Below are 25,159 nucleotides of genomic sequence, written 5' to 3'. Positions count from 1 at the left end.
CCAACGGCCATCAAGAGATCTTGTCGCCGCGGTTGACCACGGGTCGCGGCGCGCGCATGCGCCGCAGCTGGGAGGCCCGGCTGGCCGCGTAAAGCCCGAGTTTGAAACCACTTTCGGTGTTGTCGGGGAACTTCTCGTCCACCATGCGGTTCACCTTGCGGCCCACGATCACCCCGTCGACGAGCATGATGACCACCAGGACCAGCATCGCGTAGGACAGGATCTGCTGGAACTTCAGCGAGGGCAACGCCAGCATGAAGAAGATCATCGCCAGCGCGGCCGGCATGAACAGGCCGAGCACGTTGCGACGCGCGTCGACGATGTTGCGGACATAGCGGCGCACCGGGCCCTTGTCCCGGGGCAGCAGGTAGGCCTCGTCGCCGGCCATCATCTTCTCGCGGCGGTCGGCCATGTCGGCGCGACGGGTGATCCGCTCGATCTTGCGCTCTTCCTTCGACAGCTTGGGCCCACGCAGCTCCTTGCGGCGCTGCCGCGCCTCGGCGGCGGTCAGGGGAGCGGGAGCGACGGGACCGCGTCGCTTGGTGGCCTCGCTGCGTTTGGGTGTCGGCCGGCCCTTGGGTGCGGTGCCGGCGGCCGCCGAGGATGCGGCGGAGGTCGATTCGTCGCCCGTGACCTCGTCGCCCACCCGGTCGGTCCCGGCGGGTTCGCCTTCGTTGTCCTTCTTACGGCCCAACAGCTTCACGCCAGCCAGGTTACTGCCCACGGAATGTGCCCTGGCCACATGCCCCGGCCTGTGGATAAGTCGGGAATAGCGGCGGAACAAGGTACCGTTGAGGTAGTAGACGCGCGGTTGTTGTCCACGCGTTTGCGACGTACTTCAGCTGTACCGGCATCAGAGATGCCCAGGGATGCTTAGGGAGAGCTATGACTGTTCAGGACGCCACCTCCACCGAGACCCACGGTGTGACCCTGACGGACGCCGCGGCGTCGAAGGCGAAGGCGCTGCTGGACCAGGAAGGCCGCGACGACCTCGCACTGCGGATCGCGGTGCAGCCGGGCGGTTGCGCCGGCCTGCGTTACAACCTGTTCTTCGACGACCGGACGCTCGACGGTGACCTGACCGCCGAGTTCGGCGGCGTCAATCTGACCGTCGACCGGATGAGCGCTCCGTATGTACAGGGCGCCACGATCGACTTCGTCGACTCGATCGAGAAGCAGGGCTTCACGATCGACAACCCCAACGCCACCGGCTCCTGCGCCTGCGGCGACTCCTTCAACTGACGTTGAGCTGACGGCCGGCGGTCAGTACTGACCGCTGGTACGCAGCACGTACGAGCACACCAATACCTGCTCGGTCTTTCCGTCACTCTGCACCAGCAGCTGCGCCACGCCCTGTTGTTCCTCGTCCATGGGACGTTGACCCCGTGTCGATCCGCTTGCCGGAGCGACTTTCATGGTGAACAGCACCTGCGCCTGCGTGGTGGACCACGGCACGTTCTTGTCGATGCCGGTCACCTCGACATGGCTGAACTGCTTGCGGAATGCGTCGCTGGCCAGGCCGGCCACCGCGAGATCTGCCTTGCGGTCCTTCACCCCGTCGTACAGCCCGCACAGCGTGTGGCGTGCGATGGTTTCGTCATCCCCGTCGATCAGAGCGTCGAGGTACTCCTGGATAGCGGCCTGAGCCTTGGCGTCCGAGACTGCTTCCGGAGTCGCAGGCCTGCCGCCGCCACCGGCGTTCAACACCGCGATCAGCACGCCGGCCAGCACAGCCACCGCCAGCACTACCGCCAGGATTTTGGGCCACCTCCGCTTGGGGTACGGAACCGGTGGCGGCATCGTGCCCGGATACGCCGGGGCAGCGGACGGTATCTGCTCGGGATACTGCTGGGGCGGAATGTGCTCGGGGTACTGGTAAGAACCAGTCATTAATTGGCGCTCCCGCGTGATCTGGAGGTGGGTCAGCCGTCTACGGTGACCGGGATTACGGTTATACGCAGGTTAGCGCAACCCGGAAAGTGCGACCGTGGCTCAGACTGACCACCGGGCTGCGCGAGTAGGGTTTATGTAGTCGACTTAACAAAATGAAGGGTGACATTCGTGACCATCGCAGTGACCGGATCCATCGCGACCGACCACCTGATGCGGTTCCCGGGGAAGTTCTCCGAGCAGCTGCTGGCCGACCACCTGCAGAAGGTGTCGTTGAGCTTCCTGGTCGACGATCTGGTGATCCACCGCGGCGGTGTCGCGGGCAACATGGCCTTCGCCATCGGCGCGCTCGGCGGCGACGTCGCCCTCGTGGGTGCGGCCGGGCAGGATTTCGACGAATACCGGACCTGGCTGCAGAACGCGGGCGTGGACTGCGACAGCGTGCTGATCTCCGAGACCGCGTACACCGCCCGCTTCGTCTGCACCACCGACGAGGACATGGCCCAGATCGCGTCGTTCTACCCGGGTGCGATGTCGGAGGCGCGCAACATCTCCCTGGCCGACCTCGTCGAGCGGGTGGGCACTCCGGAGCTGGTCATCATCGGCGCCAACGACCCCGACGCGATGTTCCTGCACACCGAGGAGTGCCGCAAGCTCGGACTCGCCTTCGCCGCCGACCCGTCCCAGCAACTGGCCCGGCTCTCCGGTGACGAGATCCGCAAGCTGATCAACGGCGCCACCTACCTGTTCACCAACGACTACGAATGGGACCTGCTGCTGCAGAAGTCCGGGTGGAGCGAAGCGCAGGTGATGAGCCAGATCGGCATGCGCGTCACCACCCTCGGCGCCAAGGGCGTCGACCTGGTCAGCTCCGACGGCACGTTCGCCCACGTCGACGTGGTGCCCGAGAAGCACCAGGCCGACCCCACCGGCATCGGCGACGCGTTCCGTGCCGGCTTCCTGACCGGGCGCAGTGCCGGGCTGGGCCTGGAACGCTCCGCCCAGCTGGCGTCGCTGGTCGCGGTATTGGTGCTGGAGGCGACCGGTCCGCAGGAATGGACCTGGGATGCCGCCGAGGCGGTGCAGCGTCTGTCCGACGCCTACGGTGCCGAGGCCGGTGCCGAGATCGGCAAGGCACTCGGCGCGTAGCGCCACCTGACCCGACGTGGGAGCCGCACTACCCGTTACAGCTGAACCGGGTAGTGCGGCTCTTTGATCTGCGGGGTGATGCTGTGCTCGACGAAGATGGCGTGCCACAGCATGAAGATGAGCACGGTCCACAGTCGGCGGCTGTGATCGCTGACGCCATTGCGGTGCTCGTCGAGCATGGTGCGCACGGCGGCCAGATCGACGTAGGCACCGGCCTGTGACGACGCCGTCATCGCATTGGCCCAATCCAGCAGCTCACCAGCGCGCAGCCAGTGCCGGATCGGCACCGGGAAGCCCAGCTTCGGCCGATTCAGGACATGCGGGGGCACGATCGGCTCGAGCGCGCGGCGCAGGGCGTACTTGGTGGTCGAGCGGGTGATCTTCTGATCGACCGGCAACCGCGAGGCCACTGCGAACACCTCGGAGTCCAGGAACGGCACCCGCAGCTCCAGCGAATTGGCCATGGTGATCTTGTCGGCCTTGACCAGGATGTCGCCGCGCAGCCAGGTGAACAGATCGATGTGTTGCATGCGCGCCACCGGATCCCAGCCCTCGGACTGCGCATAGATCGGGTCGGTCACGTCGGTGTGGGTCCACTCCGGCCGGAAGCCCGGCAGTACCGCCCGCAGCTGATCGTCGGAGAAGCTGCGGGCATTGCCGTAATACCGCTCTTCGAGCGTGAGCGAACCGCGGTGCAGCAGGCTCTTGCCGCGCATCCCTTCCGGCAGCGGCTTGGACGCCTTGCCCAGCGATTTGCGCACCGGCCGGGGCAGATAGTCGAAAGGCTTGAGCGACAACGGTTCCCGGTAGATGGTGTAGCCACCGAACAACTCGTCGGCACCCTCGCCGGAGAGCACCACCTTGACGTGCTTGCGGGCCTCCCGTGCGATGAAGAACAGCGGCACCAGGGCCGGATCGGCCACCGGCTCGTCCAGATACCAGACGATCTCCGGCAGTGCCTCGACGAACTCGGCCTGACTGACCACCTTGGTGACGTGCCGCGCGCCGATGGCTTCCGCCGAGGCCACGGCCACATCGACCTCGGAGAAGCCCTCACGCTCGAAGCCTGTGGTGAAGGTGATCAGGCGAGGGTTGTGACGCATCGCCAGCGCAGCGGTGGCCGTCGAGTCGATGCCGCCGGACAGGAACGCGCCCACCGTCACATCGGCCCGCATGTGCTTGGCGACAGAATCCTCCAGCGCCGCGGTGATCTCGTCGTAGCGGGCCTGCTCTGCGCCCTTGACGAACGGCGTCGCGGTGAACTTCGGAACGAAATACCGCGTCACCTCGGGGCGCCCGCCGGGCTTGAGACGGGCATAGCTGCCCGACTCCAGTCGGCGGATCCCGCGGTGCAGCGTCTCGGGTTCGGGCACATATTGCAGCACGGTGTAGTGCTGCACGGCCCGCTCGTCGATGCCGAGGTCGAGCCCCAGCAGGTCGGCCAGGTCCAACAGGCACTTCTTCTCGCTGCCCACCGCGGTGCCGCCCGGTCCGGTGGCCAGGTACAGCGGTTTGATGCCGAAGGGATCCCGCGCGCAGAACAACTCGCGCTCGACGGTGTCCCACAACGCGAACGCGAACATCCCGCGCAGCCGGTTCAGCGAATCGGCACCCCAGTGGTGGTAGGCCGCGACGATGGCCTCGCCGTCGCCGTCGGTGTGGAACACCGCTCCGTATTCGGCGGTCAACGTCTCCCGGAGCTCGAGGTAGTTGTAGATCTCGCCGTTGAACACCAACACGTACCGGTCCGGCGCGTCGGCCGGGCCCCACCGCAACGGTTGATGGCTGTGGGCGATGTCGATGATCGACAGCCGGTTGAAGCCGAGCACCACGGAACCCTCGTGGCCGTCGCCGGCCGGGTCCGCCCAGGTGCCAGGCTCGTCGGGGCCGCGGTGACGCATCAGGTGCGAAGCGTTCGCCACGGCGTCGACCAGCCGCGATTCGGCTTCCGATATGGGGCTGGGGGAGGCCTCACCCCGGGTCGAGTGGGAGGGGTCAGTTACCAACGCGAGCAGTCCGCACACCGCGCCAGTATGTCTGATCCGGCGGGTCCGACAGACCACCACCCGCGCTGTTGCGCCAGTCGCTTCGCTCCCGCGCACGGGCGTGGTCTACGCTGCGTAGTATTCGCAAAACAACGACCGGTCGCGGTCGCGAAATACCGATCTAGGAGGCGCCAACGTGACACCTCGCGGGCTTAAGGCGGTGGCCCGAGCGGCGTTGTTGACAATCGTCCTGGGTGGCTCAGCCCTCTTGCTGAGCGGCTGCAGCTGGCAGGACGCACTCGCGCTCGGCTGGCCGACCGGGATCACCCCGGAGGGCAAACTCAACCGAGAGCTGTGGATCGGCTCCGTGATTGCGTCCTTCGTCGTGGGCGCCATCGTGTGGGCTCTGATCTTCTGGTCGAGTGCGTTCCACCGGAAGAAGAAGGGCGACACTGAGCTTCCGCGCCAGTTCGGCTACAACATGCCGCTCGAGCTGGTGCTGACGGTCATCCCGTTCCTCATCATCTCGGTGCTGTTCTACTTCACCGTGGTGGTCCAGGAGCGCATGCTGCACAAGGATCCCAACCCCGAGGTCGTCATCGACGTGACCGCCTTCCAGTGGAACTGGAAGTTCGGTTACCAGAAGATCGACTTCGCCGACGGGTCATTCGACTACGACGGTGCCGATCCCGAGCGCAAGGCCGCAATGACGTCCAAGCCCGAGGGCGAGGACGAGCACGGGCATGAGCGCGTCGGCGCCGTGCGTGGCCTCAACCCCGAGGATCGCACCTACCTGAACTTCGACAAGATCGAGACGCTGGGCACCTCCAACGAGATCCCGGTCCTCGTCCTCCCGGTCGGCAAGCGCGTCGAGTTCCAGCTCAACTCCGCGGACGTGATCCACGGTTTCTGGGTGCCCGAGTTCCTGTTCAAGCGTGACGTGATGCCCGACCCGGTGGCCAACCACTCGGATCACATCTTCCAGGTCAGCAAGATCGAGCAGACCGGCGCGTTCGTCGGGCGCTGCACCGAGATGTGCGGCACCTACCACTCGATGATGAACTTCGAGGTCCGAGTCGTCGAACCCAATGACTTCAAGGCCTACATCGACCAGCGCAACGCGGGCAAGACCAATGCCGAGGCGTTGGCGGCGATCAACCAGCCGCCGGTGGCCATCACCACTCACCCGTTCGATACCCGACGCGGTGAGCAGGCACCGCAGGCGAGCAAGTAGGGGCTACACGCAATGCATATTGAAGCTCGACTGTTCGAGATCCTCACGGCGTTCTTCGCGTTGTCGGCGGTCGTGTACGGCGTCTTGACGGCAATGTTCGCCAACGGCGGCGTGGAGTGGGCCGGTACCACCGCGCTGGCGCTCACCACCGGCCTGACCCTGATCACCGGCACGTTCTTCCGCTTCGTGGCCCGTCGTCTCGACACCCGCCCCGAGGACTATGAGGATGCCGAGATCAGCGACGGTGCAGGCGAACTGGGCTTTTACTCGCCGCACAGCTGGTGGCCGATCCTGATCGCGCTGGCCTTCTCGGTCGTCGCGGTCGGCACCGCACTGTGGTTGCCCTGGTTGATGGTGGCCGGTATCTGCCTGGTGCTGATGGCCGTCAGTGGCCTGGTCTTCGAGTACTACTGGGGTCCTGAGAAGCACTGACCCGTCCGACGACGTGCCGGTTGTGGCCTGGTCAAGGTCACAATCGAGCCGTCACTTCATCCGCCACCGGCAGCGCCGGACTGACCGGCTTCTCCTCGTTGGGTAATGTTGCCGGGGCGCTGTCACCAGCGAACGGCTCCGTTCGGTCCGCGTGGCAGCGAAGTTGTCGAGAAGGATAGGCGTAGATGAGCGGGCCGAATCCCCCGGAACCGGGTGCCTCCGGTTCTGATTTGCCGGATCAACCCGGAAAACACTCCGCACCCGAGGAGCCGACTCAGGTGACCGGCGCCGGCGCGGATGGTGAGACGGAGTTCTACTCGCAGGCGTACTCCGCCCCGGAGTCCGAGCAGTTCACCAGCGGGCCGTACGTGCCCGCCGACGTGGCGCTCTACGACTACGACGACTATGACCCGGCGACCGAACTCGTCGACACCGCCCCGCCGCCGCGCTGGCCGTGGGTGGTCGGGATCACGGCCATCATCGCCGCAGTGGCACTGGTTGCCTCGGTGGCCGCGCTGGTGACCCGCGACAGCGAAACCGACAATCTCGCGACGCCGAAGCCCAGTACGACGACGTCGACGCCGCCGGTGCAAGACGAGATCACCACCACCACACCGCCTCCACCGCCGCCCCCGCCGACCTCAGAGGAGCTGCCGCCTCCGCCGCCGCCCGAGACGGTGACGGTGACCGAGCCGCCGCCGCCTCCGCCGGCCCCGACCAGTGAGGCACCGCCGCCGGCTCCGAACACGACGACTCCGCCACCCACCACCACGACGACGCACGCCGGACCGCGTCAGGTCACGTATTCCGTGACGGGTACCAAGGCGCCGGGTGACATCATCACGATCACCTATGTCGATGGCAACGGAAACCGGCGCACGCTGCGCAATGTCTACATCCCGTGGACCTTCACGATGACGCCGATCTCCAATTCGGACGTGGGTTCGGTCGAAGCCTCCAGCCTTTTTCTGGTCAGCAGGCTGAACTGCTCGATCACGGCCAGTGACGGGACCGTGCTGTCGTCCAACGCCAACAATTCGGCACAGACAGCCTGCTGATGACCGGGCCGATCAGCGAACTCGACAACACCGACCGAGTCTTGCTGGGCGCGTGCGCCGCGGTCTGGCTCGCTGCATTGGGTGCCGGGGTGGCCGCTGTGGTCGCCCTCGTCGACCTGGGCAGAAGCCACCCGCAGGGCTCCGAAGGCGCTGACACCCCGTGGGTGCTCTACACCGTGATCGGCTTGTCCGTGGTGGTCATCGCTGCAGCAGTGCCGCTGTTGCTGCGGGCGCGGGCCCAGGCCGACAACCGACAGCCGGGACGACGACCGCAGCCTCCGGCCCGCTCACCGCGCCCCATCGGGGGCAGTTACCGGGCCGCGCCGGTCTCCATGAGCCGTTACGCGGCAGACAACGGCGCACCCACGGCCGCTGCCCAGGTCGTGTGGCTGCGGTTCACCTTGGCGGTCACCTGCGCCCTGGGGGTCGGGACCGCGGCGGTCGGTCTGGCCACCTATCTGATGGCCACCGGCAGTGATGTGCTGTCCTGGTGCCTGTACGGCCTGGCCGGTGTCGTCACCGCCGGCGTCGTCGCGCTGCTCATCGTGGCGCTGCGCGAGCTCGACCGTCTCTCGGCGTAGTGCTCTCTCAATTCTTTCTGCCCACATCCGGCGTTGTCGTTCGCGGTGCGGCGGATCCGCCCAGCTGAGATGCCAGGAACGTGTGAATTGCTCTGGCTGTTACCTCCATGAGGGTCCGGCAGCACCGAGATTGCACGCAGGGACAAGATCGACGCCAATCTTGTCCCTGTATGCAATCTCGGTGGACCGTCAGCCTTAGATCAGCCCTAGACCAGCCTTAGATCAGCCCTAGACCAGAACCTAGACCAATACCGGGCCGCCCCGCATAAAACAATCGCCGCAACTCTCCGGAGAGAGCTGCGGCGATTGTTCGGGGTAGGGGAGTGGTCAGTGATGACCGTTGGTATCCCCGTTGCCGTTTCGCTCCTGCTGCTCGCGCAGCGCGGTGAGGGCCTTGTGCTCGGAGGCGTGGGCCGCCTCGGTGAGCGCCTCGTGCTCGACGGCCGGATCGGCGAACAGGAAGCTGCCGGTACCGGGTGCACCACCCGAGCCGAGCTTGTTCATCCGCTTCGGCAGGGCAGCGCCCTGGTACTCCAACGGGATCGGGTGACCATGGTCGTCGACCGGTCCCAGCGGCTGGTGCAGCTCGACGTACGCCCCGTGCGGCAGGCGCTTGATGATGCCCGTCTCGATGCCGTGCTCCAGCACCTCACGGTCACTGCGCTGCAACGAGATGGCCCAGCGGTAGGCGATGTAGTACACGATGGCCGGCAACACCACCATGCCGATACGACCGATCCAGGTGGTCGCATTCAGCGAGATGTGGAACTTCAGGGCGATGATGTCGTTCATCGCGGCCAGCGTCAGCACCATGTAGAAGGCGATCGCCATGGCACCGATCGCGGTACGTACCGGTGCGTCACGCGGACGCTGCAGCAGGTTGTGGTGTGCGTCGTCGCCGGTGACCTTCTTCTCGATGAAGGGGTAGGCGATCAGCAACCCGAAGACACCGCCCATGATCAACGCGACCCAGACCACCGCGGGGATGGTGTGGCCGAACGGGTAGAACTCCCAGGCCGGCCAGATACGCGCCAGACCCTCGGTCCACATCATGTAGAAGTCGGGCTGGCTACCCGCCGAGATCTGAGACGGCTTGTAGGGACCCAGATTCCAGATCGGGTTGATCGTCAGCAGGCCGCCCATCAGGCCGAGCACACCGGTGATCATCGCGAAGAATGCACCGGACTTCACCGCGAACACCGGCATGACGCGCACGCCGACCACGTTGGTCTCGGTGCGGCCGGGGCCGGGGAACTGGGTGTGCTTCTGGAACCACACCAGCGCCATGTGTGCGCCGATGAGAGCCAGGATGATGCCCGGGATCAACAGGATGTGCAGTGCGTACAGACGCGGGATCAGGATCTCGCCGGGGAAGTCCCCGCCGAACAGTGCCCAGTGCAGCCAGGTGCCGATGATCGGCATGCCCAGGGTGATCGAGGACAGTGCGGCGCGCAGACCGATACCGGACAGCAGATCGTCGGGCAGCGAGTAGCCGAAGTAGCCCTCGAACATCGCCAGGATCAGCAGAAGCGAGCCGATCACCCAGTTGGCCTCACGCGGGCGGCGGAACGCACCGGTGAAGAAGATGCGCGCCATGTGCACCATGATCGACGCGGCGAACATCAGTGCGGCCCAGTGGTGGATCTGGCGGACGAACAGACCGCCGCGCACTTCGAAGCTGATGTCGAGCGCGGACTCGTAGGCCCGCGACATCTGCACGCCGCGAAGTGGTTGGTACACACCGTCGTAGGTGACGTGTGCCATGGACGGATCGAAGAACAGCGTCAGCCAGACACCGGTGATCAGCAGCACGATGAAGCTGTACAACGCGATCTCACCCAGCAGGAACGACCAGTGGGTGGGAAACACCTTGTTCAGCTGCCGGCGTACTGCCGCCGACGGGTGGTAACGGGAATCGATCGCATCGCCTTGTGCGCCTGCGATCTTGGCAAGGTCAGGGCTCATGATTTGCGCTCCCAGAATGCCGGTCCGACGGGCTCGACGAAGTCGCCGTTGGCGACCAGGTAGCCGTCTTTGTCGATGGTGATGGGCAGCTGCGCCAACGCGCGCGCAGCCGGACCGAATATGGGCTTTGCGAAGTGCAACGCGTCGAACTGCGACTGGTGGCACGGGCAAAGGATGCGGTAGGTCTGCTGCTCGTAGAGCGACGAGGGGCAGCCCAGGTGCGAGCAGACCTTGGTGTAGGCGAACAGCTCACCAAAGTTGAAGCTCTCCTGGCCCTTTCGCTTGACCACGCGGGGCATGTCGGCCGGCTTGATGCGGATCAGCATGACCGGGTTACGCACGCCCATCGCGATCTCGGTGAGGTGATGCTCGGACTCGACGGTGGTGCCGTCGCCGTCGGACTCCCGCCAGGGGAAGACCGTCTCCATGCCACCGGCGTCGAGATCCTCGGGCCGCATCTTGACGAACGGCGACGAGCCGGGACGCCCGGTCGCGCGGGCCAGGTAGATCGTCTCGCCGTGGAATCGGGGCGTCCACCCCGAGGTCCACAACACGGCCTTCTTGCCTTCGGCGGTGGGCACCACGGGCTTCCACGGGTTCTTGATCAGCCCGCCGATGAAGGCCACCAGGGTGCCGGCTCCGAATGCGCCCAGGCCGATGCCCAGCGACAGACCGATCAGCTTGCGGCGCTTGACGGTCGAACCCTCCAGGGCGTCGGTCAGGTTGGCCGCGATGGTCTTGCGGTGCAGCTCGGGGGAGCGCCCGTCGTGACGCTCCTGGACCGAGATCTCCTCGGGGATGAACTTCTTCTGGAACAGCACCGCGCCGATGCCGATCGCGAGGATCGACAGGCCGAAGGTCAGGCCGTACAGCGGGGTGGCCAGCGAGTAGAGGAACTCACCTTCGGAACCGAAGGGCTGGTACTCCCACGGCCAGAACAGGAAGATCAGCAGCAGCGCCAGGCCCGAAAGCCCGCCGAGCAGAAGCCAGTACGCGACCAGCCGCTCGGTGCGCTTCTCGGCCTTGGTGCCCGGAACCGGCCAGCGCGGCTCCTTGAAGATGGTCTCGACGCCGTCGATCTTGCCGCCGAGTTCGACGAGTTCCTCACGGGACATGTTCGCGAGTTCGGCGTCGGTCGGCTGTCCGGGCACACCGGTCTGACCCGGGGTGTCGGTGCCCTTGATGTCACCCTTGTTGTTCGGGTCGTCCTGACTCATGCGCGTGCCCCGATCCACATGGCCACACCGATGGCGGCCACCATTCCGATAATCCACATCGCCATGCCTTCGGGAGCGGGCCCGAAGCCGCCGAGCCCGTAGCCGCCGTAGCTGGGCGTCTCGGCCGATTCGCGGACATAGGCGACGATGTCGCGCTTCTCTTCCGGCGACAACTGCCGGTCGGAGAACTTGGGCATGTTCTGCGGCCCGGTCTGCATCGCGGTGTAGATCTGAGCCGGCTCGGTGTCACCGAGGTCCGGCGCGTACTTGCCAGAGGACAGCGCGCCGCCCTTGCCGGTGAAGTTGTGGCACGAGGCGCAGTTCAACCGGAACAGGTCGCCGCCGCGGGCCACGTCGGACCCGATCAGGGACTCCTGGGCCACCGCGCCGTTCTCGTCGCGGATCACGGTGGGGCCACCGCCATTGGCTTGCACGAAGGCGCCGAGCGCATCGATCTGCGACTCGTCGAAGTGCACCGGCTTGGACGGGGCCTGGGCCTCGCCACGCATCGCGGGCATACGCCCTGTCGACACCTGGAAGTACACCGCCGCCTCGCCGGTGCCGATCAGGCTGGGACCACGATCGGGCACACCCTGCAGGTTGGCGCCGTGGCACGAGACGCACGACGTGTCGAACAGTTGCTCACCCGTGCGCAGCAGCGCCGACTGCGATTCGTCGGCGACCGCGACCTGCGGTGTGGGTGTCAGCGTGGCCGCAACACCACCTGCGACTGACAGGCCGATCAACAGCAGCAGACCTGCTGACAATCGCCGGCGCAGCCGTCGGCGCGACTTGCTGGTCATCGAACCCCTTCTCATCGAGTCGATCATCGGACGCATCGGCGAGCCGATCATCGGACAAAGTAGATGGTGGCGAACAGCGCAATCCAGACGATGTCGACGAAGTGCCAGTAGTACGAGACGACGATCGCTGCGGTGGCCTGCGCAGGCGTGAACTTACTCATCTTGGTGCGGGCCAGCAGCAAGATGAAGGCAACCAGACCGCCGATCACGTGCAGGCCGTGGAAACCGGTCGCCAGGTAGAAGACCGATCCATAGGCACTGCCCGGGATGGTGGTGCCGTGCTCGACCAGGTGGATGTACTCGTATCCCTGGCCCAGTACGAAGAACAGGCCCATCAGGAACGTGATCACATACCACCGGCGCAGCCCGAACACGTCGCCGCGCTCGGCGGCGAACACGCCCATCTGGCAGGTGAAGGATGACGCGATAAGCACCAGCGTCACCGGAACGGCAAGGGCCAAATTGAGTTCGGTTGGCTCGGGCGGCCAGTCTCCACCAGCTTGGGCGCGCGCCGTGAAATACATCGCAAACAGTCCAGCAAAGAACATGAGTTCACTGGAAAGCCACACGATGGTGCCGACACTGACCATGTTCGGCCGGTTCAGCGAATGAACGCGCGACGTGATTGCCGTTCCCGAGGTACCTACAGCGCTCGTCACATCCGCAAGTATGACGCTTTGTAGTTGTCGATCTCCACCCGGGTCGAGCAATTGGTCGTAAACGTGTCGCGTTCAGTTCCCCGCGACCCCGGGTCTCGACGGTCGCAGCGATAGCATTCGGCGGTGCCTTCTGGATCTTTACCTCAGTTCCCGCCGGCGGACCCAGCCTCTCCACGTTCCGTGGCGGCGCCGTCGTGGCCGCTCATTCTGGGACGTCTGACCACCGAGCAGAGCCTGCCCAACGGTTACGCGGGCTGGGCGATGGACCAGATCATGACCGGGGTGGCCACCCCGGCTCAGATCGCCGGCTTCGCGGTGGCGATGAAGATGAAGCGGCCAACCTCGGGTGAGGTCGGCGAGCTGGCCGACATCATGCTGTCGCACGCCCGCCGGGTGCCCACCGATCAGATCGGAACCGCGACGGTGGACATCGTCGGTACCGGCGGCGACGGAGCCAACACGGTGAACCTGTCCACGATGGCGGCCATCGTGGTGGCCGCGTGCGGTGTCCCGGTGATCAAGCACGGCAACCGGGCGGCATCGTCGCTGTCGGGCGGGGCCGACACGTTGGAGGCGCTCGGGGTGCGGATCGACCTGGGTCCGGAGGAGGTGGCGCGCAGCGTCGCCGAGGTCGGTATCGGGTTCGCCTTCGCTCCGCAATTCCATCCGTCCTACCGGCACGCGTCGGTCGTGCGCCGGGAGATCGGCGTTCCGACCGTCTTCAACCTGCTCGGACCGCTCACCAACCCGGCCTCGCCGCGCGCCGGGTTGATCGGCTGCGCGTTCGACGATCTGGCCGAGGTGATGGCCGGGGTGTATGCCGCACGTGGTTCCAGTGTGTTGGTGGTGCACGGCGACGATGGTCTCGACGAGCTGACCACCACGACCACCAGCACCATCTGGCGTGTGCAGGCCGGCACCGTGGACCGGTTGAAGTTCGACCCGGCGGCCTTCGGTTTCAAGCGTGCGGATATCAGTGAGCTCGTGGGTGGCGACGCCACCGCCAACGCCGCCGAGGCGCGAGCAGTCCTCGGTGGGGCCAAGGGGCCGGTACGCGACGCCGTCGTGCTCAATGCGGCGGGGGCGATGGTCGCCCATGCGGGGCTAGCCAGCGACGCCCAGTGGGTTCCGGCGTGGGAGGCCGGTCTGGCGCGCGCCACCGAGGCGATCGACTCCGGTGCGGCCGAACAACTGCTCGCGCGTTGGGTGCGGTTCAGTCTGCAGTTCTGAGTTCTGCTGTTGGTCAGCGGCCAGTCGGGCCGAACGCGCGGTGGCCGCCCACGTCGCGTAGCGGCCTGCCGAGCCGATCGGGGTGGCGTATCCGGTCTGGACGCCGGTGTCGGTGCGCACGATGCGGACTCCGGGTGTGGCCAACCAGCGCGCGATGAGCGCGGTCTCCTCGACCAGTGCGCCACCCAAAGGCGTTGCGGTCGGCAGGATCACCTGGGCGGCCGCGCAGATCGCGTCGACCACCGGCATCGGCGGCACCCCGCGCGGCGCCGTACCCGCCCCGGCCAACTGACCGTGGCGGATCACCGCGAAATGCCAACCTCCGTGGCCATCGCCACGGGCGGCCACCAGTTCGGGCAGCTCGGCCAGCGCGCGTAGCCGTTGCCCGCGCCACAGTGCCTCGACTGCAACCGCGGCATGATCGCGGAGCCGGGCGGCGGTCTCGTATCGTCTGGCGGCCGCCACCTCAGCGATGTGGTCGAGGGTGGCCGCCAGTGCGGTGTGGTCGGCGCCGTCGATCAACGCGGTGGTCCTACCGACGGCGCCCGCATACGCGTCGGCGTCGATGTCCTGCGGCGCCGGGCACGGTGACAACTCGACCTCGGGGCAGCGGTGCCGTCGGCCCGTGCCGAAGCGGGCCGTGCAGGTGCGCAGACCGGTGAAGCGGCTCAGCAGGGCAGCGGACTGCACGGCGTCGGATCGGGCCGAGAACGGTCCGAAAGCGGTGCGGTGTCCCGGGTTTCGCACTGCTGACAACCTCGGGAAGGCCTCGTCGGTGAGCGCGACCCACCACCATCGCTGCGGGGCTTTGGAGCGCCGGTTGTACGGGGGCGCATGGGCGGCGAGCAGGCGGAGCTCACGGACCCCGGCCTCCAGATCGTGAGCGCACTCCACGTGGTCGACCGCGACCGCCAGCGAGGCCATCTCCTTCATCCGGGCCCTCGGGTCGGCGCCGGTGAAGTACTGGCGGACCCGACGGCGCAGATCGACCGCGGTGCCCACGTACAGCACCTCGCCGGAGGGGCCGCGGAAGAGATAGACACCGGGGCGGTTGGGCAGCCCGTCGGCCAGTGAACGGTTTCGGCGCTGCGCCGGCGTGACGTCGGGCAGGTACGACCTTAGATCGGCGTAGGTGTGGACTCCCTGGTTGCCGACGCGCTCGATCAGTGCGTGCAGGACGTCGACGGTGGCCCGGGCATCGTCCAGCGCGCGGTGGGTCGGCGTGGTGGACGCACCGAACAGCCGGGCCAGCGCCGACAACTTCACGCTGGGTGCCTCGTCGCGGGTCAACACCCGGCGGGCGAGTTTCACCGTGCACAGCACCGGTGGGCGTGTCCAGCTCAGCTGCGCACGCTGGGCCGCCGCCCGCAGGAAACCGATGTCGAACCCGGCGTTGTGGGCGACCAACACCGCGCCGCGGGAGAACTCGAGAAACGACGGAAGCACCGATTCGATGCGGGGTGCGTTGCGCACCATCGCCGTGGTGATCCCGGTGAGCTCGACGATCTGAGGTGGGATGGCGCGACCCGGATCGACCAGCGTGGCCAGCTCACCGAGCACCTCGCCGCCGCGAACCTTGACCGCGCCGATCTCGGTGATGGCGTCGTAGCCCGCACCGGGGGTCTTGGCGGTGGCCCGTCCGCCCGTGGTCTCCAGGTCCACCACGACGAAGGTGGTGTCGGCGAGCGAAACCGAGTCGAAGGTCGGGTCGAAATCCAGCGCCAGCTGCTCGACGTCGGCGATGCTGCGCTGACCCATGACAGTGACCGTAGGTACTGGCACCGACAAGGTCGGGCTGCCACGCGCTACTTGTCGGGCTTGTCGCTCCAATCCGCTCCGCTATTTGTCGGGCTTGTCGCTCCAATCCGCTCCGCTACTTGTCGGGCTTGTCGCTCCAATCCGCTCCGCTACTTGTCGGTCCCCGCCGATAGCGTGCCCCCCAACACCGATCGAGAGGACGGTCAAGATGAGCGGACTGCGGCGGGACAACTGGTCCTATGCCGACGAGCCCGACGCCGCCGAGCCACGCGCAGGCAGCGTGACCATCGACTGCGATGATTGCGCGGTACGCGGTCCGGGCTGCCAGGACTGTGTCGTCAGCGTGCTGCTCGGAGTTCCGGAAACTTTGCTGGACGACGAGCGCCGGGCCCTGGAAGTGCTGGCTGACGTGGGGCTTGCGCCGCGGCTGCGGCTCGTCCCGATTCACCGGGACGGCAGATCCGGCGTCGCCTGACGACACGCATCCACTGGCGCACAGGAAAATTCCCAGACCGGGCTGTTAAATTGGCAGCTTCTGTTGGACAAGGCCGATGCCGTTTCGTAACCTATCTGAGACCTGAGAGCAGTTCCAGGCGGCTCGCCATCGCCAGTTGTAAGGACAAAAACTTGAGGCACGACCGCGCGCATCGGCCCACAAGTCGTGTCAAGCGACCCTTTGCAGGTGCAATTGCGGGCTTGACCTTGTTCGCCGGATTTCTCGCCGCCAGTTCGCACGCGGATCCCGCGGATGACGCTCTGGCAAAGCTCAATGAGTTGTCGCGCCAGGCGGAGCAGACCACCGAGGCCATGCACTCGGCGCAGCTCGATCTGAACAACAAGCTTGCCGCACAAGAAGCTGCGGAAAAGAAGCATGCCGATGACGCCGCGGCAGTAGGCGCCGCCGAATCTCAGTTGGCAACATTCCAGAGTTCGGTCAACAAGGTTGCTGCAGCCCAATACATGGGTGGCCGCACCTCCGGTGTGGACGCGATCCTGACGGCTGGTTCGCCGCAGCAGCTGATCGATCAGCTCGCCGTGCAGCGGGTGATGGCAACCGAGATGTCGGCGCAGATGACGAACTTCCGCACCGCCGGCGCGAAAGCCGCCGCGGCCGAGAAGGAGTCCGCGAAGTCGGCCGCCGACGCCAAGACCGCCGCCGAGCAGGCCGCCGCAGTGCGCGCTGACCTGCAATCCAAGCAAAGTCAACTCCAGGTGCAGATCGCGATCGTCAAGTCGCAGTACCAGGCGTTGACGCCGGCCCAGCGGGAGGCGATGAACGCTCTGCCGCCGACCCCGCCGGTCCCCGCACCTGAGCCGTTGCCACCGGCGCAGGATCCCGCCGTATTGGCTGACCCGCCGAACGGTATTCCGCCCGGTGACGTCGCCCCGCCGGAGGGTGCGCTTCCCGATGAAGGCAGCGGACATTCGGGCACTGTCATCCAGGCGGCGCTGAGTCGCATCGGCTCGCCTTACTCCTGGGGGGCAGCCGGTCCCAGCTCGTTCGACTGTTCGGGCCTGGTGATGTGGGCGTTCCAGCACGCCGGGATCTCGCTGCCGCATTCCAGTCAGGCCATGGCCCGCGGCGGCCAACCGGTCTCGACGGATTCGATGCAACCTGGCGACGTGGTGACCTATTACTCCGACGCCTCGCATGTGGGCATCTACATCGGCGACGGGATGATGGTGCATGCGTCGACCTACGGCACCCCGGTACGGGTGGCCCCGGTCAACAATGCGCCGATCTACAACGTTCGTCGGTACTGAGTCGTTCGCCGCTACTGAGTCGTCCGATAACGGCTCGACTCTGAGCCGCCGCAGGCCGCTGCTGGCCGCGGTGTTGGTGGCCGAACTGGCACTGGCCACGGCGTTGGTGTGGCGGCCCACGCCATCCATGCCGACCGCGTCACCTCCACCTACAGAGCCGGCGTCCACCGCCACGTCTGCTGCACCGCCGTCCGACCCGGTCACCTCCATGGTGTTGCCCGACGGGCGATCTGTACGGTTCCTGGCGCTCGGCGGACCCCGATCGCAGGCCCTGGTGGAGCGTCTCGGTGCCGAACTTCCCGACGCCACGGCCGTGGTGACCGCGTTCTGGGGTCCGGACTGGCGCCGCGACATCGAGATTGCGGTGGCAGGTTCCGATCAGCAGTTCCAGGTGCTGGGCGGGGGAGTGGCCGACATTGCCGCGACCACAACCGCGCAGCGGGTCATGTTCGCCCCCGGCGCCGCGGACATGAGTCCGGACGCGTTGCGAATCGTGCTGCGCCATGAGCTGTTCCACTACGCCGCCCGGTCGCAGACGGCGGCCGATGCGCCGCGCTGGCTCACCGAGGGAGTGGCCGACTATGTCGGGCGGCCACCCAGGGCACCGCCTGCGCACGCTGCCGCACTGGCGCAGCTGCCGACCGACGCCGATCTCGACACTCCCGGGCAGACTCGCAGTCTGGCCTATGACCGGGCATGGTGGTTCGCCCGCTACGTTGCCGACGCCTACGGTGCCGGCACGCTGCGGGAGCTGTACCGGCGTGCCTGCGGACCCGGCCATCCCGACGTCGCCACTGCAGTGCGCGAGATCCTGGGCACCGACCAGGACACCGTGGTTGCCGGCTGGCGTCGGTGGATGACCGGCTAACCTGTCGCCATGACGCGGGTTTTGTTGGTCACCAACGACTTTCCACCGCGCCGTGGCGGCATCCAGTCGTATCTGGAGGCTTTCGTCGGGGAGCTGATGCGCGACGGCTCGCATGAGCTCACGGTGTATGCGCCGAAATGGAAGGGCGCCCGCGACTATGACGACGGGGCGGCCGCAGCCGGTTATCGGGTGGTGCGGCATCCGACCTCACTGATGGTGCCCGAGCCCACTGTGGCGGCCCGCATGCACAAACTGATCGCCGAGAACGACATCGAGACGGTGTGGTTCGGGGCGGCTGCGCCGTTGGCGCTGCTGGGCCCGTTGGCGCGGCGCGCCGGAGCCACGCGCGTGGTGGCGAGCACCCACGGTCACGAGGTGGGCTGGTCGATGCTGCCGATCGCGCGGGGTGCACTGCGCAGGATCGGGGACGACGCCGACGTCGTGACGTTCGTCAGCCGCTACACCCGGGGCAGGTTCGCATCGGCCTTCGGCCCCCGCGCCGCGCTCGAACATCTACCCCCGGGCGTCGACACGGACCGGTTTACACCTGATCCGGTGGCCCGGGCCGAGCTGCGGGCCCGGTACGGCCTCGGGCAACGTCCGGTGGTGGTGTGCCTGTCGCGCCTGGTGCCGCGCAAAGGTCAGGACATGCTCATTCGGGCCTGGCCCGCCATCCGTCGGCGCGTCCCCGAGGCGGCGTTGGTGATCGTCGGCGGTGGACCGTATCTGGAGCGCCTGCAGCACCTGGCACACACGCATGACGTGGCCGCCGACGTCATCTTCACCGGCGCAGTGCCCGGCGCCGAACTGCCCGCTCACCATGCGATGGCCGACGTGTTCGCCATGCCGTGCCGCACCCGGGGCGCCGGTCTGGACGTCGAGGGCCTGGGCATCGTCTACCTGGAGGCCTCGGCCTGCGGGGTGCCGGTGATCGCCGGAACCTCCGGCGGCGCACCGGAAACCGTGCTGGACGGCCACACCGGCACGGTGGTGGACGGCACCGACGTCAAGGCGGTGATCACCGCCGTGGGTGACCTGCTCAACGATCCGGCCCGAGCCGCCGCGATGGGCGCGGCCGGGCGGCATTGGGCGGTGGACAACTGGCAGTGGCGGTCTCAGGGCGCCCGGCTGACCGGGCTCCTGTCGGGCTGAACGGCGGCGCTCAATCCGGCTGTTCAGCCGTACAGCGCAGCGATGTCGGAGGCGAACTTCTCGGCCACCACCTTGCGCTTGACCTTCAACGTCGGGGTCAACTCGCCGGTGTCCTCGGTGAAGTCGACCGGCAGAATCCGAAACTTGCGGATCGACTCGGCATGGGACACCGCCTGATTGGCGTCCTTGACGGCGAGATCGATCTCGGCCACCAGGTCCGGGTCCTCGGCCAGGTCGCCGACCGACGCTCCGGCGTCCTTGCCGTTGCGCTGCTTCCAGCCCGGAAACGCTTCCGGGTCGATGGTGATGAGTGCGGCGATGAACGGCTGCTGGTCGCCGACGGCCATGGCCTGGCTGATCAGCGGGTGGGCCCGCAGCCGGTCTTCCAGTAGCGCGGGTGCGACGTTCTTGCCGCCCGCGGTGACGATGATTTCCTTCTTGCGTCCGACGATGGTCAGGAAGCCGTCGTCATCGATGGCGCCCAGGTCGCCGGTGTGGAACCAGCCGTCGGTGAACACGGCGTTGGTCTCGGTCTCGTTGCCCCAGTAGCCGTTGAACACCACGCCACCCTTGACCAGCAGCTCGCCGTCCTCGGCGATGCGCATGCTGTTGCCGGGCATCAACTTGCCGACCGAGCCGACCTTGAGCTCGTCGACCCGGTTCACGGTGATGGCCGCGCTGGTCTCGGTCAGCCCATAACCCTCGTAGATGCTCAGTCCCACACCGCGATAGAAGTGGCCCAACCGCGCGCCCAGCGGCGCGCCGCCGGAGATCGCCGCGCGGCATTCGCCGCCGAGGGCCGCCCGCAGCTTGCCGTAGACCAGCTTGTCGAACACGGCGTGCTTGGCCCGCAGCAGCAGCCCGGGACCGTTGGCGTCCTGAGCCTTGCTCCACTCGATCGCGGTGTCGGCTGCGATCGCGAAGATCTTGCCCTTGCCGTCGTTGCGGGCATTCTGCTCGGCGGTGTTGTAGACCTTCTCGAACACGCGGGGCACCGAGACCACCAGGGTCGGCTTGAACACCGCGAAGGTGGGGACCAGGTTCTTGATGTCGCTGGTGAATCCCAGCGTGACCTGGTTGGTGAAGGCGGCGATCGTGATGGCCCGGGCCAGCACGTGTGCCAGCGGCAGGAACACGAGCATCCGTTCACCCTTGGCCAACTGGGTCGGGAAGCAGGCCTTGGCGCCTCGGATCTCGTACAGCAGGTTCGAGTGCGTCAGCTGACAGCCCTTGGGCTGGCCGGTGGTCCCGGAGGTGTAGATCAGGGTGGCCGGGTCGGCCGAACGGATCCCGGCCAGGCGGGTGTCGACCTCGGTGGCCTCGACCGAGGCGCCGGCCGCGGCCATCGCCTCCAGGGCGGGGGTGCCGGTGCCGTCGATCCGCAGTACCTTGCCCAGCTCGGGCAGCTGGCCACGGAGCTGTTCCACGGTGGTCGCGTGCGCGTCGGACTCGGCGAAAACCATCTTCGCCGCGGAGTTCTCCAGGACGAAGCGCACCTGCTCGGCCGAGGAGGTCTCGTAGATCGGCACGGTCACCGCGCCGACCGACAGGATCGCGAAGTCGATGATCGGCCACTCGTAGCGGGTGGCCGACAGGATCGCCACCCGGTCACCGGCCTGGATGCCCTCGGCAATCAGGCCGCGGGCCACCGCCCGGATCGTCTCGGCCGCTTCGGCGCAGGTCACATCGGTCCAGGAGTCGTTGACCAGGCGTCGGAAGATGACGTGGTCGGGACTGTCCGCCGCGTGGGCGGATACCGAGTTGACGATGTTGTCGTGCTCGCCGACGGTGAATGACGCGGGCACGCTGAACTCACGCACGATGTTGCCCTCCAGGCTTTGTATACCGGCTTTGCGCGTCAGCCTAGTCGGCCGCGGTGGTCGGACGACCACGCATATGTGAAGCTTGTCCGCGATGAACAGCATTCAGATCGCCGACGAGACGTTCGTCTGCGCCGATCCGGTCGCCGTAGGCGCCGCGGTTGCCGATCCTGCCGCTTGGCGCCGGTGGTGGCCCGACCTGGTGCTCAAGGTCGTCGAGGACCGCGCCGACAAGGGCCAGCGCTGGACTGTGACCGGTGCGTTGACCGGCACGATGGAGGTCTGGCTCGAGCAGGTGATGGACGGTGTGGTGCTGCACTACTTCCTGCATGCCGAACCGTCCGGCGTCACGGCCAAACAGTTGGCCGACATGGACCTGGCCAACATGAACCACCGGCGCCGCGTCGCGGGCAAGGCCATGTCGTTCGAGATCAAGCAGCGCCTGGAGTCGACTCGCCCGGTCGGGGTGTCCCGACTGGCCTGAGGCCCGGCGGTTTGATCGGGTCTGACCCGGTCCCTCCGGCGTTTGTCTGCGGGAGGGTAGATTTCTTTCCCGAGAGCCAGGCACCCCCGCGGGGCGGGGGAGACGGGGAGCCCCGCAACCGGGGAGAAGGGCTATGCGGTGGCCGACAAGACGACACAGACCATCTACATCGATGCTGACCCGGCGGCGGTGATGGATGTCATCGCCGATATCGGCTCATATCCGCAGTGGGTCAACGAGTACAAGGAAGCCGAGGTCCTCGAGGCCGACGAGCAGGGTTATCCCAAGACGGCCAGGCTGGTACTCGACGCCGCGGTGCTCAAGGACACCATGGTGCTGGCCTATGTGTGGCCGGCCGATCGCACCTCGGTGACCTGGTCGCTGGTGTCCAGTTCGTTGTTGCGCTCGCTGGAAGGCGCGTATCGCTTGGCGCCCAAGGGTTCCGGGACCGAGGTGACCTATGAGCTATCGGTCGATCTGATGATCCCGATGATCGGGTTGCTCAAACGCAAGGCTGAGCGACGGCTCACCGACACCGCGCTCAAAGACCTCAAGAAACGAGCAGAGGCTGAGTGACTTCGCCGGACGGGAACGCGCCTTCCCCCGCGAGGATCAGCCTGTTCGTCGGCAAAGGCGGGGTGGGCAAATCGACGTTGGCGACGGCCACCGCGGTTCGTGATGCCAGCTCGGGCCAGCGGGTCCTGATCGTTTCCACCGACCAGGCGCATTCCACCGGCGATGTCCTCGGGATCACGCTCGCGCCCACGGGACAACGCCATCCCACCCGCGTGCTCAGCGACCTGGATCCCGGCGGTGGTTGTCTGGATGCCCTGGCCCTGGACACGCTGGCCCTGTTGGGGGCGCGCTGGGTTGAGGCGGCAGGTCCGCTGGCCGCGCGGTTTCCCGAATCGGATTTGGGAGATGTTGCCCCCGAAGAACTTTCGGCCCTGCCTGGCATCCAGGAAGTGCTCGGGCTGCATGAGGTGGGTGAGCTTGCCGACTCCGGGCGGTGGGATCACGTGGTGGTGGACTGCGCCTCGACCGCCGATGCGTTGCGGATGCTGACGTTGCCCGAGACCTTCGGCCTGTATCTGGAACGGGCCTGGCCGCGACACCGCCGGTTGTCGGGTTCTTCTGGACACGCGAGGAGCATTCAGGGCACAGACGCGGCCACCGCGGCGATCGTGGCCCTGATCGAACGGGTGGATGGCGGGATCCGCCGACTCGGCACGTTGCTCACCGACGGCTCCCGGGTGAGTGCCCACCTGGTGCTCACCCCCGAGCGGGTAGTGGCCGCCGAAGCGTCGCGGACGCTGGGATCGTTGGCGCTGATGGGGGTAGAGGTCGCCGAGATCATCGTCAATCAGGTTCTGGTGCAGGATGATTCGTTCGAGTATCAGAACCTCCCGGCGCATCCTGCGTTCGACTGGTACACCGAGCGGATCTCTGAGCAGCAGAGCGTGCTCGACACCCTGGACACCACGATCGGGGACGTGCAGCTGGTGCTGGTGCCGCATGTGCCGGGGGAGCCGATCGGCCCCAAGGCGTTGGGGGAGCTGATCGACGGTGCCCGACGGCGCGACGGGGCACCACCGCCGGGGCCGCTGCGGCCCGTCGTCGACCGCGAGTCGGGGTCTGGCCTCGAAGCCGTGTACCGATTGCGGCTAGAGTTGCCCCAGATCGATTCGGCCGGACTCACGTTGGGCCGTGTCGACGACGACTTGATCATCGGCGCGGCAGGTATGCGGCGTCGGGTGCGGTTGGCGTCGGTGCTGCGTCGGTGCATCGTGACAGATGCGCAGTTGCGCGGTGGCGAGCTGACGGTGCGTTTTCGTCCGAACCCGGAGGTGTGGCCGGCATGACGGGGTCTCATCCCGAGCTGGGTTCGGAGCTGCGGCAATTGGCACAGGAGATCCTCGACCGGCTGGATCCGGCGGTGCGGCTGGCTGCGGCGAATTTCGCGGCGTCGTCGGAGAACGGCCCCGGCAAGTGCCAGCAGGTGTGGTGCCCGGTGTGTGCCCTGGCCGCGGTGGTCAACGGTGAGCAGCATCCGCTGTTGAGTGTGATCGCCGAGCACAGCGTCGCGCTGCTGGCGGTGATCCGCGCCGTCCTCGATGACGGACGGGCTGATCGTCACGACGGTGGGGATACCGACGGCAGCGGAGGTAGCCCGGGGCCCGACGGTGGACCCGATGTGCCGCCGTCCGACGATTTTCCGCCGCCGCCAGGTCCGGGCCGCTACCAGCACATCCCGGTCACGGTCGAGGATTGACGCTCAGCTGAGACGCAGCGGGCATCCAGGGCTTGCTGTGGTAGCCACAACATGGCCTGGGTACAGTTGTCGCAGAGCATTGCGCGGTGCGCCAAAGGTGGAGGGTCCATGTGGTATTGGCTGTTCAAGTACATCCTGTTGGGCCCCTTGCTGGCCGTGCTCGGCCGGCCCAAAATCACTGGGCTGGAACATGTTCCGGCAGACGGGCCGGCGATTCTGGCCAGTAATCACCTGGCGGTGATGGACAGCTTCTATCTGCCGCTGGTGGTCAGCCGGCGCATCACGTTCCTGGCCAAACAGGAGTACTTCACCGGCACCGGGATCAAGGGCCGGTTCCTGGCCTGGTTCTACACCGTCGTCGGACAGGTGCCGATCGACCGCACCGACGCCGACTCGGCGCAGGCAGCGCTGACCACCGCCACGCGCATCCTGGGCGAGGGCAAGCTGCTCGGCATGTATCCCGAGGGCACCCGCTCACCGGACGGTCGCCTGTACAAGGGCAAGACCGGGCTGGCCAGGTTGGCCCTGGAGACCGGGGTGCCGGTGATCCCGGTGGCGATGGTCGGCACCGATGTCGTCAACCCGCCCGGATCGAAGGGGCTGCGGTTCGGCCGGGTCGAGGTCCGGTTCGGCAAGCCCATGGACTTCAGCCGGTTCGACGGCCTGGCCGGTAACCGCTTCATCGAGCGCGCCGTGATCGACGAGGTGATGTACGACCTGATGGACCTGTCCGGTCAGGAGTACGTCGACATCTACGCGGCTGCGGTCAAGGAGAACGCTCAGCAGTCCGAGTCGGACAAGCCGGCGGCGCGGCTGCCGCACGCCGCGGCGGGTTAGC

At 66.9% G+C, this 25,159-nt stretch carries 24 protein-coding genes and 1 pseudogene; 16 read left to right on the top strand and 9 right to left on the bottom strand.

Annotated elements, in window-relative coordinates; all coding sequences use genetic code 11:
* Positions 1-10 precede the first annotated feature (10 nt).
* Positions 11-646 carry a DUF3043 domain-containing protein gene (locus tag A5740_RS04680; RefSeq protein WP_371454722.1) on the bottom strand — a complete coding sequence of 212 codons (636 nt, stop codon included), beginning with the start codon at positions 644-646 and terminating at the stop codon, positions 11-13.
* A gap of 239 nt (positions 647-885) precedes the next feature.
* On the opposite strand from A5740_RS04680, the gene A5740_RS04675 reads away from it, so the two are divergent.
* Positions 886-1,242, top strand: a complete 357-nt coding sequence (locus A5740_RS04675) for an iron-sulfur cluster assembly accessory protein (protein WP_067774303.1) — start codon at positions 886-888, stop codon at positions 1,240-1,242.
* A gap of 21 nt (positions 1,243-1,263) precedes the next feature.
* Here A5740_RS04675 and A5740_RS04670 read toward each other — a convergent pair whose 3' ends face one another.
* Positions 1,264-1,890 carry a hypothetical protein gene (locus A5740_RS04670; RefSeq protein ID WP_076191885.1) on the bottom strand — a complete coding sequence of 209 codons (627 nt, stop codon included), beginning with the start codon at positions 1,888-1,890 and terminating at the stop codon, positions 1,264-1,266.
* A gap of 171 nt (positions 1,891-2,061) precedes the next feature.
* Here A5740_RS04670 and A5740_RS04665 point away from each other — a divergent pair, with 171 nt between their 5' ends.
* Complete coding sequence (locus A5740_RS04665) at positions 2,062-3,039, top strand: carbohydrate kinase family protein (protein WP_076192223.1); 978 nt, start codon at positions 2,062-2,064, stop codon at positions 3,037-3,039.
* Between the two features lie 35 nt (positions 3,040-3,074).
* Here A5740_RS04665 and asnB read toward each other — a convergent pair whose 3' ends face one another.
* A complete protein-coding gene (gene asnB / locus A5740_RS04660) occupies positions 3,075-5,063 on the bottom strand; it encodes an asparagine synthase (glutamine-hydrolyzing) (RefSeq protein ID WP_076191883.1) in 1,989 nt (662 codons plus the stop codon).
* 157 nt (positions 5,064-5,220) lie between these two features.
* On the opposite strand from asnB, the gene A5740_RS04655 reads away from it, so the two are divergent.
* The 4 genes from A5740_RS04655 to A5740_RS04640 all read left to right on the top strand — a co-directional run bounded on the left by A5740_RS04655 (position 5,221) and on the right by A5740_RS04640 (position 8,329).
* Positions 5,221-6,258, top strand: a complete 1,038-nt coding sequence (locus tag A5740_RS04655; protein ID WP_076191881.1) for a cytochrome c oxidase subunit II — start codon at positions 5,221-5,223, stop codon at positions 6,256-6,258.
* A 12-nt stretch (positions 6,259-6,270) separates the two neighbouring features.
* Entirely contained in the window at positions 6,271-6,690 is a 420-nt protein-coding gene (locus tag A5740_RS04650; protein ID WP_076191879.1) for a cytochrome c oxidase subunit 4, read from the top strand.
* 185 nt (positions 6,691-6,875) lie between these two features.
* Complete coding sequence (locus A5740_RS04645; RefSeq protein WP_076191878.1) at positions 6,876-7,748, top strand: MmpS family transport accessory protein; 873 nt, start codon at positions 6,876-6,878, stop codon at positions 7,746-7,748.
* Complete coding sequence (locus A5740_RS04640) at positions 7,748-8,329, top strand: DUF2561 family protein (RefSeq protein ID WP_076191876.1); 582 nt, start codon at positions 7,748-7,750, stop codon at positions 8,327-8,329. The genes A5740_RS04645 and A5740_RS04640 overlap by 1 nt, the downstream gene beginning before the upstream one ends.
* Positions 8,330-8,656: 327 nt before the next feature.
* Here the strand turns inward: A5740_RS04640 and A5740_RS04635 are convergent, their stop codons facing one another.
* From A5740_RS04635 to A5740_RS04620, 4 genes are read right to left on the bottom strand one after another with little or no spacing between them, the layout of a single operon-like run.
* The gene (locus A5740_RS04635) at positions 8,657-10,294 is read right to left on the bottom strand and encodes a cytochrome bc complex cytochrome b subunit (RefSeq protein ID WP_076191874.1); all 1,638 of its coding nucleotides are present in this window, start codon (positions 10,292-10,294) and stop codon (positions 8,657-8,659) included.
* A complete protein-coding gene (locus A5740_RS04630; protein WP_076191873.1) occupies positions 10,291-11,511 on the bottom strand; it encodes a ubiquinol-cytochrome c reductase iron-sulfur subunit in 1,221 nt (406 codons plus the stop codon). The genes A5740_RS04635 and A5740_RS04630 overlap by 4 nt, the downstream gene beginning before the upstream one ends.
* Complete coding sequence (locus A5740_RS04625; protein ID WP_175616168.1) at positions 11,508-12,350, bottom strand: c-type cytochrome; 843 nt, start codon at positions 12,348-12,350, stop codon at positions 11,508-11,510. The genes A5740_RS04630 and A5740_RS04625 overlap by 4 nt, the downstream gene beginning before the upstream one ends.
* An 11-nt stretch (positions 12,351-12,361) precedes the next feature.
* Positions 12,362-12,973 (bottom strand): heme-copper oxidase subunit III, encoded by a 612-nt coding sequence (locus A5740_RS04620; protein WP_003885537.1) that lies wholly within the window; start codon positions 12,971-12,973, stop codon positions 12,362-12,364.
* 180 nt (positions 12,974-13,153) lie between these two features.
* Between A5740_RS04620 and trpD the strand changes: the two genes are divergently transcribed.
* Complete coding sequence (gene trpD, locus A5740_RS04615; protein ID WP_076191871.1) at positions 13,154-14,203, top strand: anthranilate phosphoribosyltransferase; 1,050 nt, start codon at positions 13,154-13,156, stop codon at positions 14,201-14,203.
* On the opposite strand, the pseudogene A5740_RS04610 reads toward trpD, so the two are convergent.
* Positions 14,141-15,961, bottom strand: a pseudogene (locus tag A5740_RS04610) (DEDD exonuclease domain-containing protein); the annotation flags it as partial. The gene trpD and the pseudogene A5740_RS04610 sit on opposite strands and share 63 nt — an antisense overlap.
* 208 nt (positions 15,962-16,169) lie before the next feature.
* On the opposite strand from A5740_RS04610, the gene A5740_RS04605 reads away from it, so the two are divergent.
* The 4 genes from A5740_RS04605 (at position 16,170) to pimB (ending at position 19,745) form a co-directional block, all read left to right on the top strand.
* Positions 16,170-16,436, top strand: coding sequence for a hypothetical protein (locus A5740_RS04605; protein WP_076191868.1), 267 nt, complete (start codon positions 16,170-16,172; stop codon positions 16,434-16,436).
* A gap of 152 nt (positions 16,437-16,588) precedes the next feature.
* The gene (ripC, locus tag A5740_RS04600) at positions 16,589-17,725 is read left to right on the top strand and encodes a peptidoglycan hydrolase RipC (protein ID WP_076191866.1); all 1,137 of its coding nucleotides are present in this window, start codon (positions 16,589-16,591) and stop codon (positions 17,723-17,725) included.
* Positions 17,694-18,593, top strand: a complete 900-nt coding sequence (locus A5740_RS04595) for a peptidase (RefSeq protein WP_076191865.1) — start codon at positions 17,694-17,696, stop codon at positions 18,591-18,593. Before ripC ends, A5740_RS04595 begins: the two co-directional genes overlap by 32 nt.
* A 9-nt stretch (positions 18,594-18,602) precedes the next feature.
* Positions 18,603-19,745 carry a GDP-mannose-dependent alpha-(1-6)-phosphatidylinositol monomannoside mannosyltransferase gene (pimB, locus tag A5740_RS04590; protein ID WP_076191863.1) on the top strand — a complete coding sequence of 381 codons (1,143 nt, stop codon included), beginning with the start codon at positions 18,603-18,605 and terminating at the stop codon, positions 19,743-19,745.
* Between the two features lie 23 nt (positions 19,746-19,768).
* Here pimB and A5740_RS04585 read toward each other — a convergent pair whose 3' ends face one another.
* Positions 19,769-21,565 (bottom strand): long-chain fatty acid--CoA ligase, encoded by a 1,797-nt coding sequence (locus tag A5740_RS04585; RefSeq protein ID WP_076191861.1) that lies wholly within the window; start codon positions 21,563-21,565, stop codon positions 19,769-19,771.
* Between the two features lie 94 nt (positions 21,566-21,659).
* Here A5740_RS04585 and A5740_RS04580 point away from each other — a divergent pair, with 94 nt between their 5' ends.
* The 5 genes from A5740_RS04580 to A5740_RS04560 all read left to right on the top strand — a co-directional run bounded on the left by A5740_RS04580 (position 21,660) and on the right by A5740_RS04560 (position 25,158).
* Positions 21,660-22,049, top strand: a complete 390-nt coding sequence (locus tag A5740_RS04580; protein ID WP_076191860.1) for a polyketide cyclase / dehydrase and lipid transport — start codon at positions 21,660-21,662, stop codon at positions 22,047-22,049.
* Between the two features lie 138 nt (positions 22,050-22,187).
* On the top strand, positions 22,188-22,625 hold the full coding sequence (locus A5740_RS04575) for an SRPBCC family protein (protein ID WP_076191858.1): 438 nt from the start codon (positions 22,188-22,190) through the stop codon (positions 22,623-22,625).
* Positions 22,622-23,911: an ArsA family ATPase gene (locus A5740_RS04570; RefSeq protein WP_139334933.1), complete on the top strand. Its 1,290-nt coding sequence runs from the start codon at positions 22,622-22,624 to the stop codon at positions 23,909-23,911. The genes A5740_RS04575 and A5740_RS04570 overlap by 4 nt, the downstream gene beginning before the upstream one ends.
* On the top strand, positions 23,908-24,321 hold the full coding sequence (locus A5740_RS04565) for a hypothetical protein (protein WP_076192219.1): 414 nt from the start codon (positions 23,908-23,910) through the stop codon (positions 24,319-24,321). Before A5740_RS04570 ends, A5740_RS04565 begins: the two co-directional genes overlap by 4 nt.
* Before the next feature lie 108 nt (positions 24,322-24,429).
* On the top strand, positions 24,430-25,158 hold the full coding sequence (locus A5740_RS04560; protein ID WP_076191856.1) for a 1-acyl-sn-glycerol-3-phosphate acyltransferase: 729 nt from the start codon (positions 24,430-24,432) through the stop codon (positions 25,156-25,158).
* Position 25,159: the final 1 nt, after the last annotated feature.

The sequence above is a fragment of the Mycobacterium sp. GA-1841 genome, from assembly GCF_001954135.1.
Classification (GTDB): Bacteria; Actinomycetota; Actinomycetes; order Mycobacteriales; family Mycobacteriaceae; genus Mycobacterium.
Note: the sequence above shows the minus strand (reverse complement) of the source record. Positions and strands in the feature narration are given on the sequence as shown.